Raw genomic sequence first — 12912 nt, forward strand, 5'->3', positions numbered from 1 at the left:
AAATATAATTAGCAATTGGTATGAAGTACAGAGGAATCTATTTACTTCTGTTGTCCGTGAGCATATTTTTGCTAATCTTAATAGCGATCGCATGATCTAGCCATCATAGATCATGTTTTTTGTCAATGCGTAAGTCCTAAATTAGATAAATATTTATCAAGATTGAATCTAGATACAGGATGGTTAATCATATTTGACCGTCGCCCCAACTTACCCCCCATCAGCGATCGCACCACCACCGAAATAGCCCAGAGTCCCCAAGGGAGAAATATCACAGTAATTAGGGGATAGCTGGGTAATCTATCCCAGTCAACCGTCAACAGTCAACAGTCAACCTAAACTTTTATGACTAAATGGTTTAACACCGCAGGCCCTTGTAAGCCAGATATCCACTATACCCTACCCACCACCGAACGATTACCCCAATTAAAACGCCTGATTGACCAACAGAATTACTTTGTCATCCATGCACCCAGACAAACCGGTAAAACCACTGCCATGCTCACCCTAGCACAGGAATTAACAGCCAGTGGTAAATATACTGCTGTCATGGTATCTGTAGAGGTAGGCTCTGCCTTTCCCAATCAGCCGGAACTGGCAGAAACAAGAATTTTAGATGCTTGGCAAGATGCTATTGACTGTTGGCTACCAACAGAATTACAACCACCTTTCTTAACTAATGGTAATCCACCTCAACGTATTGGCTCTTTCCTCAAATCCTGGGCAGAAACTTCTAAGCGCCCCCTAGTGGTGTTTATTGATGAAATTGACTCCCTGCAAAATCAAACTTTAATTAATGTATTAAGACAGTTAAGGGATGGTTTTCCCCGTCGCCCCCAGAGCTTCCCTCAATGTGTGGCGTTAATCGGGATGCGGGATGTACGTGATTATAAGGTAGCTTCTGGTGGTACTGATAGGTTAAATACCTCTAGCCCCTTTAATATTAAGGTGCGCTCACTGACTTTAAGTAATTTCACATTAGAAGATGTTAAAAGCTTATACGCACAACACACCGCAGACACGGGGCAAATCTTTACACCCGAAGCTATTAACCAAGCCTACTATTTAACCCAGGGTCAACCTTGGTTAGTCAATGCTTTAGCTAAGGAAGTTACAGAATACTTAGCAGAAGACGTAAATATCTCCATCACAGTAGACTTAATCAATCAAGCCAAAGATATCTTAATTCAAAGGCAAGACACCCATCTAGATAGTTTAGCAGAGCGACTGCGCGAAGATAGAGTTAAGGCAATTATTCAACCCATGTTAGCCGGTGACGAACTAGGCAATGTTCCTGATGATGATTTACGCTATGTCCTAGATTTAGGTTTATGTAAACGGGATAGGGGTGGTGGTCTGGAAATTGCTAATCCTATTTACAGAGAAGTTTTTCCTAAAACTTTAGCCAATGTCACAATTGCTTCCTTAACATCTGTTCAACCCACCTGGTTAACACCCACTGGCAAACTCGATGCCATAGCATTGTTAGAATCGTTTCTAGACTTTTGGCGACAACACGGAGAACCATTATTTAAAAGCACTCCCTACCCAGAAATAGCTCCCCACTTAGTATTAATGGCATTTTTACACCGTGTCGTTAATGGTGGCGGTAGCTTAGAGCGGGAATACGCCATAGGCTCCGGGAGAATGGATATATGTTTAAGGTATGGGGATGTGGTCTTAGGGATGGAATTAAAAGTATGGAAACAGGGTAAAGCAGACCCCTTACCCAAAGGCTTGATACAATTAGATAAATATTTATCAGGATTGAATCTAGATACAGGATGGTTAATCATATTTGACCGTCGCCCCAACTTACCCCCCATCAGCGATCGCACCACCACCGAAATAGCCCTGAGTCCTCAAGGCAGAAATATTACAGTTATTCGCGGATAGGTTTGGATTTGTTGACTGTTGACTGGGGGTAAGCTCCCCGACTTCTTAAATAATTGGCATAATCTCATATAACTTGTCCAGAAGTCGGGGATCTGTGTGACAGGGGTTTCTCACCCCTGGTTGGCTGCTGTGGGTGTTGACTGCGGGTGTTGACTGTGCTGGGCAATATCCCCGACTTCTACCAAAATTTATCACTACCGGACAAGATTATAGTCAGAAGTCGGGGATATAAGTAACGGTCAACAGTCATCTATATTACGGTGCTGAACTGAGTTAAATGTGCTTGTATCTGGGTTAAATCCCTGGTAGCATCAGGCGATATCGCACCTTCAATTAATTTCTCACCGGGGAAAGCATTAGAACCAAACAGATGGCGCACTATCATAATCCCATCGGAAAGTGCATTGATTCGACCATCCCCATCAATATCTAGGTGTTTGTCGTCTACTCCTTTTTGTAAGTAGGCTTGAATCTCTGCCAGGTTGCGGGTAGCATTAGGCGATATCGCACCTTCAATTAATTTCTCACCGGGGAAAGCATTAGAACCAAACAGATAACGCACTATCATAATCCCATCGGAAAGTGCATTGATTCGACCATCCCCATCAATATCTAGATTCCATGCTTGCTTCCCGACAAAAATGGAATCGCTTTCTAGGCTATAACCAGGGGCTAAATTATCGGAAGTCACATTAAGTTGAGTTCCTTCAAAATCCCTACTGGTGGTAAAGTTAAAGTCTCCTAATTTTAAGGGTAGGGGTTGGTTAGGCCAGTTACCGAAGAAGTCAGCATACCCAAATTCGATAAATTTGTCAGTATTGGGGTCGTTATCAAAGTCACTACTATCAGCTTGGTCTCCTGGGGGTACGAATAGATTGTTATTGAACAGGTTGTCTGCATTTTGGAAGTTGAGTTCATTAGAGTTATAATGCAGCCGTAGACTAATACCAGTCAGAGTATTATCACCTGTGGAGGTATTATAGAACAGGGGAATAGATACGTTACCGCCAGCAGCAGCAGTTAAATTGTCTAATGATGTGATTTGTTGGCGATCGCTCCCCGCTGGTGGTGAATCATTATTGTTGATGTCGGTAACATTAACGATAACTGTCTGGGTAGCCATTAAGCCAGCGGTGTCTGTGGCAGTTATCGTCACGCCATAGGTGTTGGCGACTGCTTCACTACCTGGAGTTTCAAAGTCGGGGGCTGTTTTGAAGTTCAAAACACGAGTTATGGGATTAAAGTCGAATTTATCAGCATCTACCCCCGACAGGCTGTAGGTGAGTATGTCTTCGGGATCATGGTCTATGGCTGCTTCGATTGTTCCCACTGTGGTCGTGTTTTTAGCAGTAGAGAAGATTGCTGTAGGGTTGACAAAAACTGGACGAAAGAGGTTCGCAATTTGAGCTGTGGCAATTTGGGCTTCCAAGTTGACTCCAGTATGTTGAGTTAACACAGCGTCAATGGTTGTAGGGTTTTGTCCTACTCCTTGTAGAGCGATCGCCACTTCCCCTTGAGAGATCCGCTGAATGCGGACAGTCTCTTGCAAAAAGGTTACAGGGTCAAGACTGTTCAGAGCTGCAATCTGCTGTTGACCAGCAGCAATAATAGTGGCTACTTGATCAAGCACCTGGATTTGCTCAGGAGACAATTCTATCTCAGCCAAGCTAGCTGTTGCGGTGATCAGGTGAGCGAGGGAATTGGCTTGGGTCAGGGAGAAATCTGCGTTTGTTAGTTGCTGGGCGATCGCATCAAATGCAAACAGGCTCAACTGGGCTAAAGACTGCCCCGAAGCACCCTTGAGAAAATTGACAATTTGGGTAACCGCATTTTGTACACTGGCATCCCCTGCATAAACTCTCATAGCTAGGGTATCCCCTTGACCTGCCCTCTGTATTGAATCGTAGCTAAGTAGGTCAATATTGGCATCAATTCTAAAGAAGGTTTTGACCCCAGTTTCAGCTTCCTCTATTGAACTCCCGGCTTTTTGAAGCTTGGCGACTATCGTTGTAAGAGGAGTGACAACCGTCGCGTTACTGGGCGCAGTTAATAAAGTCTGAAAATTTAAGCCCGTTGCAAGGTCAATAGTATTTTGATTACTCAACAGCACTAATGTCGGTAGCGCAGTTGCATTCACTAAAGCTGCAAGTTGAGTCTCATCAAACAATAATGGGGGAAACTCAGCAGAAATTGATGAGGATGAAGCTTCATTATCATCCAATTGACGATTTCCATTGACGTCTAAGAAAAGAATTGCATTATCAATATAGCCATCAATGGCTATTTTCCTCCTGACCCGCTGAAAATAACCCTCTTCTGGCCTAATGATAATTGTACCTGGTAGTCCATAAAATGATTGAAATTCTAATTTATATGATGTTCTTCCATTATCTCGAACATAAAGAATTCCCTCGTCACTGTCATTGTAGGCATTTTCTTCGAGAAATAAGGGAATACCACCGATAGCTACAGTTTCAATTCGTTGGCTATCATCTAGTGAAAATTTTTGATCGATTTTATTGTTAGTTGAACTAATCAGTTCAGTATATACTCTTGTTATATTACTATGATTTTGTACAGCCCCCATCTGATCAAATCTAACTTGAAAACTTTCATGAGCAGTGGCTGCTCTGTTTTGATTTCCTGTTCCGTCTCCTCTAGTTATACTTATGCCTCCCCAAAAAGCTCTAGAAAAATTCGCAACCTCACGAAAATCATAAGGTTTAGTGCTTGCTGCACCATCATTATTAGAAATGTCATAACTAAAGTTAAAGTTGACTGAGGCTGCTGGATCTAGGGCAATCAGACGGTTGATGCGAGTCGTCCCATCCTTTTGAACAGGTCTATCATCCCCTTCCCTCCCACCGGATGTAATACCAGCAAAAATTCCACCAATCTCAGCGGATAGGTAGGAGCCTAAACTATGACCAATCAAATTAAGGTCAGATGCTGTGATGTCCCACACAATTCCAAGAGCATCGGCAGCAAATGTAGCAACATCTTGAATCCAAACCGCGGCTTGTCCGGGAAGAATAGCACTACTAGGAAATGCCGCTGGAACACTCCAATCTATCAGTAAAGCTTGATAGCCCTGTCTATTAACTTCTTTTGCTAATTCGGTAAAGTTTGGGTCATCTGGCTTTCCATTCCAGCCATGGGAAATAAGCCAAATCCCATTCTCAAAATTTAAGGGATTATTCTCGAAACTTCTGATGGCTATGGGTTTTGTTACCGGAATATGCCTACGATCATCGATTACAAGCGCACCAATACCTGTTAATGCAGTATTCCACCGATAAGTTATGGGTTTCTGTGAATTTTCAGGAGCGGTAATTTGGTAGTAATACGTCCCAGGCTGAAAGGGGCTAACAACGTTTTGGTCGTTAAACCCAGATACTGATATTGGATTTCGATTAGCATCTAAAAGACTAAAACCAATATCAAAGTCTGAATCATCGTCCCAGTAGTTAATATTCAGCTCGAAAGGATGAAAGTTTCCATCAGAAGTGGTTAAAGGTTGATATTTCCCTGGTTGTCCTGGCAAAGTAGGGAGGTCAAATCGATAGTAACGAACTTCTCCTGGGTTTAGAGTCCCTGTTCTTTCTATCCAGCGGACTAAAGTGCCAACGTCTCTAACAGTCTCACTATGTGAAAGTTTGGTAATAAAAGTATTAGATACCTGGGTATTAGATACCTGGGTATACACAGGAACATAAGTACTCAACAACGATAATAGTGGAAAACCTAAAAAAGGAACATACGAACTCTCATAATTCGTTTGCAAACTTATAGTCCAACCGCCAACATATACAGAGCCATCAATCCCTGTGGTCAGGGCATTAGCAAAGTCATTACGACTATTTCCCAAAAGCTTTGTCCATTCTTTAGTACCATCAGGCTTGTATTTAGTAACAAAGGCATCATTTGACCCACTATTAATTTGCCCATCTAGGTTGCCATTGGTCGTACCAGCAACATAGACAGAGCCATCCAACCCTGTGGTCAGGGCAGAGGCTGAGTCCCAACCACCAGTTCCCAACAGTTTTGTCCATACCTTAGTGCCATCGGGGTTATACTTAGTGATGAAGGCATCAGTTCCTCCATTATTAGTTTGCCCATCTAGGTTACCTTGGGTCTCACCAGCAACATAGACAGAGCCATCCAACCCTATGGTCAGGGCACGGGCAGAGTCATCACTACTAGTTCCTAACAGTCTTGTCCATACCTTAGTGCCATCGGGGTTGTACTTGGTGATAAAGGCATCATTTGACCCACTATTAGTTTCCCCATCTAGGTTGCCATCAGTATGACCAGCAACATAGACAGAGCCATCCAACCCCGTGGTCAGGGCACGGGCTTCGTCCCTACTACTAGTTCCTAACAGTCGTGTCCATGCCTTAGTGGCATCGGGGTTATACTTAGTGATGAAGGCATCATTTGACCCACTATTAGTTTCCCCATCTAGGTTGCCATCAGTATGACCAGCAACATAGACAGAGCCATCCAACCCTGTCGTCAGGGCAGAGGCTGAGTCCCAACCACCAGTTCCCAACAGTTTTGTCCATGCCCTAGTGCCATCGGGGTTGTACTTGGTGATAAAGGCATCACGATCCCCACTATTAGTTTGCCCATCTAGGTTGCCATCGGTTCTACCAGCAACGTAGACAGACCCATCCAACCCTGTCGTCAGGGCACTGGCATAGTCCCAACCACTAGTTCCTAAAAGCCTTGTCCATGCCTTAGTGCCATCGGGGTTGTACTTGGTAATAAAGATATCATCCCGCCCACGATTAATTTGCCCATCTAGGTTGCCACCAGTATAACCAGCAACGTAGATAGAGCCATCCACCCCCGTGGTTAAGGCATGGGCAGAGTCCCAATCACTGCTTCCTAACAATCTTATCCATTCTATCCGCGCCATAATTCCCCCTCACCTTATACTGTTAATCCCAAAAGCTTTAAATATTCTCTGAACAATTACCCGTATGCTGTGAATAAATCTGGTATTCCATAATCCTTTAACAACGCTTCCCAAATCTTTTGGGAACACCAGACTAGTTTAAGTTACTTATAATCAACATTGCGCCATAGATAACTAAAAAACTCGGCTTGTAACTGAGGCTGACTAGAGAAACACTGCTAAAGTTTGCACTCAGCTTGGAAGTGCAAGCTAAAAAGTCCCCCAACTGGATATATAAATTTTTAATATTGGTGAATACTCGTGACTGGCACAATATACTCACGGGTTGTTTGATAACTTTTCAACGGGTAAGTGTAGGGAACACGAAAGCTAAGAGGTTGTTTCAAAAGTTTTTTATTGTCATCAATGACACTGATTTATCCCCCCAACCCCCCTTAAAAAGGGGGGCTAAATTCTTTAAAGTCCTCCTTGAAAAGGTTGATTTAGGGGGATCTGAAAATATTTGATACATCATGAGAGACTTTTAAAACATCCTCTAAAAAATAAAGTTCCCTCTCCTTCCTATAGGATAGTTGGCTTGAGGTAAACCCCTATTGGATACAGCGTTTATAAATTTTAAAACATCCTTCCCCCTGGCTTTAAATATTGATTCAATCACAATCTAAAAATACCACAATTAACTTACCTTTACTTTAAAAGTGCATTTTTTTATCTTGTTGTACCAATGATACTATTTAGGTAATTTTGTCATCTATCTAAAGATAGATTTTTTAGGAAGCCAGGGAATAAATTAAGAGTCTCATAGTTAAAGCCCACTTCGGTGGACTAGTGGGTTACCTAGAATATTCTAGTTAATGATTAAACTATATTATGTGAGAATTAACACTTAGTCGGATTTATCCGACTATGGCTAACGCCACGCTATCGCTATCAGACAGGGGTTTTTAACCCCTATGGTAGGCGTTGGCTCTGGGCGATCGCTGTTCACCCCATTTGTGGTCAGAAGTCGGGGAGATTATCCAGGTGCTCACAGGTGATCAGAGGCGATCGCAATATCCCCGACTGCTATAAAAATTGATGGTGAGAAGTCGGGGACATTGGTCACGAATAAAAGCGATCGCTTTAAGCAGTGCGTAGCGATCGCACTGGCGTTTTGTCAGTCAACAGTCAACAGTCATCACAGTTATAATCAAATCAACCTATACCTAAACTTTTATGACTAAATGGTTTAACACCGCAGGGCCTTGTAAGCCAAATATCCACTATACCCTACCCACCAGTGAACGGTTACCCCAATTAAAACGCCTGATTGAGCAAGAGAATTACTTTGTCATCCATGCACCCAGACAAACAGGTAAAACTACTGCCATGTTGACCTTAGCACAGGAATTAACAGCCAGTGGTAAATATACCGCCGTCTTACTATCCTTAGAAGTGGGTGCAGTATTCCCCCATGAGCCGGGTACTGCTGAAAGAGCAATTTTAGATGAGTGGAAACAGTCGGTTAAATTTCGCCTACCAGCTAACCTACAGCCCACTACATGGCCAGAAGTGGGTACTGGCTCCCTTGGTACATTTTTAAGTACTTGGGCGGCTGAATCTCCCCTCCCCCTGGTAGTATTCTTAGATGAAATTGATGCCTTAAGTGATAAAACCTTAATTTCTGTATTGCGCCAATTACGCTCCGGTTATCCCAATCGCCCCCAAGGTTTCCCCCAATGTGTAGCCTTAATTGGGATGCGGGATGTACGTGATTATAAAGTAGCTTCTGGCGGTAGTGATAGGTTAAATACTTCTAGCCCTTTTAATATCAAGGTGCGATCTCTGACTTTAAGTAATTTCACCTTAAAAGAGGTAAAAAGTCTGTATGAACAACACACCCAAGCCACAGGACAAATATTTACCCCCGAAGCCATTAATCACGCCTACTATTTAACCCAGGGTCAACCTTGGTTAGTTAATGCTTTAGCTAAGGAAGTTACAGAGTATTTAGCAGAAGATGTGAATATCCCCATCACAGTAGACTTAATCAATCAAGCCAAAGATATCTTAATTCAAAGACAAGACACCCACTTAGATAGTTTAGCAGAGCGACTGCGCGAAGATAGAGTTAAGGCAATTATTCAACCCATGTTAGCTGGGGAAGAGTTAGGCAATGTTCCTGATGATGATTTACGCTATGTCCTAGATTTAGGTTTATGTAAACGGGATAGGGGTGGTGGTCTGGAAATTGCTAATCCTATCTATAGAGAGGTATTCCCCAAAACTTTAGCCAATGTCACAATTGCTTCCTTAACATCTGTTCAACCCACCTGGTTAACACCTACTGGCAAACTCGATGCAATAGCATTGTTAGAATCGTTTCTAGACTTTTGGCGACAACACGGAGAACCATTATTTAAAAGCACCCCCTACCCAGAAATAGCTCCCCACTTAGTATTAATGGCATTTTTACACCGTGTCGTTAATGGTGGTGGTAGTTTAGAGCGGGAATACGCCATCGGCTCCGGGAGGATGGATATATGTCTGCGTTATGGGGATGTAGTCTTAGGGATGGAATTAAAGGTATGGAAACAGGGTAAAGCCGACCCCTTACCCAAAGGATTAATACAATTAGATAAATATTTATCAGGTTTAAATTTAGATACAGGATGGTTAATCATATTTGACCGTCGCCCCAACTTACCCCCCATCAGCGATCGCACCACCACGGAAATAGCCCAGAGTCCCCAAGGGAGAAATATCACAGTAATTAGGGGATAGCTGGGTAATCTATCCCAGTCAACCGTCAACAGTCAACCGTCAACAGCCATTAGCCGGGGAATAAATTACCCGTCTGATAATGATTGTTAACCCTATTGATAAAGTTATATTTAACACCCAGTCGGATTTATCCGACTTTAGCTATCAGACAGGGGTTTCTAACCCCAGGCTCCCGGTTGTCGTAGCTCTTAAAAAGCCTGACCCGTCAACCCTCAACAAAATCTTGAATATAGAGGAAATACCTTTTCTAGCTGGAGAAATTCAAAACCCGCCGGTGTGCTGATAATTTTTCCCAGATTTTTTGATACTCCTGTTTAACCTCATCAGCTAAATTCTGGGGGGTTAAAATCTCAGCATTTACCCCATATTTCAAAATACGCTGACGAAACCAAAACCAATAATCTATAGTGGCTTCAATGTCAGAGTATTTCCCATCAGGGTCACGGTAAACAATTTCTTCATCTTTGCGTCGGGGTTGATAATTAGATAATTGTCCGCTGGTACGATAGCGAATTTTTAACGTGGGAAAGTCGCAGGATAGCCAATGAGTAGTAGATGCAGGACCAATATTCATAATCTTATCTAACCGAAAAATCAGATTTTGGTCAATATTCGGCCAATAGTCAAATCGGTAAGAACGCCAATCAGGTATAAACGCAAATAGGTAGAGAATACCATCATTTCGCGGGATTGAAACCGTCACTATCTATTTTTTGCATTTCTTTTTCAGCCAACTTTCAAATTAATGAATCCCGTTCGCGGGATTGAAACGCAAATCTTTCGCACGCGATCGCAAATCTGCATTACTTTCAAATTAATGAATCCCGTTCGCGGGATTGAAACACGCAGAGACGGGGGAAACTGAACGCAACGCAGACTTTCAAATTAATGAATCCTGTTCGCGGGATTGAAACCTTAAAAGAGAACGAGCAGAACGCTAGGCCATCGCCCTACTTTTAAATTAATCATTCCCTTCCCAGGATTCAAACTTAACAAATCTTAATATTAATTTTTGTAAATATAGCTGTCAAATTAATCAATATATCAATTTTTGTAAACATAATTTTTAAATTAATCAATCCCCTTCGCGAGATTCAAACTTAACAAATCTTAACATTAATTTTTGTAAATATAGCTGTCAAATTAATCAACCCCCTTCAGAGAATTAAAATGAGTTAAAATTCTTCATTTTCACCTTCATTCTGATATATTTTCACTTTATTTTCACACTAATTTCCGCGATTAAAACCTGTTCAAACCGGCGTTATTTTCAGTAAATATTTATACATCCAAATTAATCATCCCCTTCGCAAAATTGAAACAAAAACAGTGCAAGTATGCGCTCACTTATCATTCTGCTTTCAAATTAATCATCCCCTTCGCAAAATTAAAATTACCCATTTTCACCTTCACTCTGATATATTTTCCCCTCATTTTCACACCAATTCCCACCATTAAAACCTGTTCAAACCGACACTATTAGCAGTAAATATTTATACCTTCAAACCAATCATCCCCTTCCCCAGATTAAAACCAATTGTATAAATATTAACAATAGTCTCAAACAATACTTTCAAATTAATCAATCCCCTTCACCGGATTAAAACCTTTAACTTTACCCTCAACCCTCAACAGTCAACCCTCAACCCTCAACCGTCAACCGTCAACCGTCAACCCTCAACCGTCAACCGTCAACAGTCAACAGTCAACAGTCAACAGTCAACAGTCAACAGTCAACAGTCAACCATCAACCGTCAACAGTCAACCCTCAACCGTCAACCGTCAACCCTCAACCAATAATCATCACTCAAATACCACCGTCCTATTAGAATAGACCAACACCCGATTTTGCAGATGTAACCGTACCGCTCTAGCTAAAACCACCCTTTCTAAATCTTTACCCTTCCTAATTAAATCCTCAACCTCATCCCGGTGACTAACTCGCACCACATCCTGCTCAATAATCGGACCCGCATCCAAATCAGGTGTAGCATAGTGAGCAGTAGCACCAATAATTTTTACCCCACGTTCAAAAGCTCGGTGATAGGGATTTGCACCCACAAAAGCCGGTAAAAATGAATGATGAATATTGATAATTTGGGGAAACCCAGCCACAAAATCAGCACTAACAATCTGCATATATTTAGCTAAAACTACCAAATCAATCTTATATTTCTGTAGTAGTTCTAGCTGTTGGGCTTCCTGTTCCGCCTTATTATCTTTAGTAATAGGAATGTGATAAAAATCAATACCAAATTGCTCTGCTACTTCCTTAAGTTGACCATGGTTACTAATAATTAAGGGAACCTCAGCAGCGAACTCCTTAGCTCTTTGTCGCCAAATTAAATCAAATAAACAATGGTCTTGCCGACTCACCCATATAGCAATACGTGGTATAGTATCAGAAAAATGTAATTGCCATTTAGCATTTAAAGGTTGAGCGATCGCATTAAATGCAGGGCCAATCAGGTCTCGTGGTAAATTAAATCCCTCCAACTGCCATTCTATCCGGGTCAGAAATAATCCAGCCGAAAAGTCTGTATGTTGGTCTGCATGGATAATATTACCACCATTAGCATAGATAAAGTTGGCAAATTTCGCAACTAGTCCTCTTTGGTCAGGACAGGAAATAAGTAAAGTGGCCGTGGGTTGGGTCATGTACTAGGTTGATGTTTAATTTTTCTGTCGCTGCTTTTTTAATGTGGCGATCGCCTAATTTTTAATAAGTTCATCTTCTGAGTTTGTTTGAGCCTCACTATTATATTTTGGTTCTTGCCATTCTGAAAGTTCCCGATTTACAGCATTTTGAAAATCTGTGGACACAAGTATGACATTTATCTTACCATTTTCTTCTTGATTATCCTCAGTTTGAGCATATAAAAAACGACTCTTAAAGTCAGGGTCACCTAAAATTAGTTGGTGTGTCTTCTGGTTTTTCAACTTAATATTAATCCTGGCCAAGGGTTGACTAAAACCAAATTCCTCTAATTCATTAGGTGTAACTTCTAATGTGCGATCGCTTTCACCATTAACTAATAAATTCGTTAAGTAAGCAACGATCGCATCATTAGCTGGTTCGATGGAAGGAGATGTTAACAACCATTGCGGTTGTGTTGATGGGGTGTGGCGTTCTAAACTGACGGTGACATCTTGTTTCTGAATGGTCAAAGATTCTATATCATCTCGTGTAAAGGTAAAAATTTGCTGCTTTTGCGCCTGTAATTGTTCTCCCTGCGTTGTACCTTTAATTTCATAGAAATAGACAAAACCACCCAAACCCAGAGCCAGAAACATTAAAACTAAAGTTGTGCGTGGTAATTTCATATGTCTTG

The 12912-nt window shown here is 41.7% G+C and carries 8 protein-coding genes; 4 read left to right on the forward strand and 4 right to left on the reverse strand.

What is annotated here, in order from left to right; genetic code table 11:
* The first annotated feature begins 162 nt into the window (after positions 1-162).
* Together NWP21_RS16750 and NWP21_RS16755 are read left to right on the forward strand one after the other, a co-directional pair.
* Entirely contained in the window at positions 163-291 is a 129-nt protein-coding gene (locus NWP21_RS16750) for a hypothetical protein (RefSeq protein ID WP_280793553.1), read from the forward strand.
* A 54-nt stretch (positions 292-345) separates the two neighbouring features.
* Positions 346-1896 carry an ATP-binding protein gene (locus tag NWP21_RS16755; protein WP_280793554.1) on the forward strand — a complete coding sequence of 517 codons (1551 nt, stop codon included), beginning with the start codon at positions 346-348 and terminating at the stop codon, positions 1894-1896.
* A 250-nt stretch (positions 1897-2146) separates the two neighbouring features.
* Here the strand turns inward: NWP21_RS16755 and NWP21_RS16760 are convergent, their stop codons facing one another.
* The gene (locus NWP21_RS16760) at positions 2147-6817 is read right to left on the reverse strand and encodes an SBBP repeat-containing protein (RefSeq protein WP_280793555.1); all 4671 of its coding nucleotides are present in this window, start codon (positions 6815-6817) and stop codon (positions 2147-2149) included.
* A 1097-nt stretch (positions 6818-7914) separates the two neighbouring features.
* Here NWP21_RS16760 and NWP21_RS16765 point away from each other — a divergent pair.
* Both NWP21_RS16765 and NWP21_RS16770 read left to right on the forward strand, forming a co-directional pair.
* Positions 7915-8040, forward strand: coding sequence for a hypothetical protein (locus tag NWP21_RS16765; RefSeq protein ID WP_280793556.1), 126 nt, complete (start codon positions 7915-7917; stop codon positions 8038-8040).
* Positions 8033-9580 carry an ATP-binding protein gene (locus NWP21_RS16770; protein ID WP_280793557.1) on the forward strand — a complete coding sequence of 516 codons (1548 nt, stop codon included), beginning with the start codon at positions 8033-8035 and terminating at the stop codon, positions 9578-9580. The genes NWP21_RS16765 and NWP21_RS16770 overlap by 8 nt, the downstream gene beginning before the upstream one ends.
* Positions 9581-9827: 247 nt before the next feature.
* Here the strand turns inward: NWP21_RS16770 and NWP21_RS16775 are convergent, their stop codons facing one another.
* The 3 genes from NWP21_RS16775 to NWP21_RS16785 all read right to left on the reverse strand — a co-directional run bounded on the left by NWP21_RS16775 (position 9828) and on the right by NWP21_RS16785 (position 12904).
* Positions 9828-10283: a WYL domain-containing protein gene (locus NWP21_RS16775; protein WP_280793558.1), complete on the reverse strand. Its 456-nt coding sequence runs from the start codon at positions 10281-10283 to the stop codon at positions 9828-9830.
* A 1100-nt stretch (positions 10284-11383) separates the two neighbouring features.
* On the reverse strand, positions 11384-12238 hold the full coding sequence (purU, locus tag NWP21_RS16780; RefSeq protein ID WP_280793559.1) for a formyltetrahydrofolate deformylase: 855 nt from the start codon (positions 12236-12238) through the stop codon (positions 11384-11386).
* A 54-nt stretch (positions 12239-12292) separates the two neighbouring features.
* A complete protein-coding gene (locus tag NWP21_RS16785) occupies positions 12293-12904 on the reverse strand; it encodes a DUF4340 domain-containing protein (protein WP_280793560.1) in 612 nt (203 codons plus the stop codon).
* Between the last annotated feature and the right edge of the window lie 8 nt (positions 12905-12912).

Origin of the sequence: Anabaenopsis sp. FSS-46, assembly GCF_029891665.1 — a bacterium.
Taxonomy (GTDB): Bacteria; Cyanobacteriota; Cyanobacteriia; order Cyanobacteriales; family Nostocaceae; genus Anabaenopsis; species Anabaenopsis arnoldii.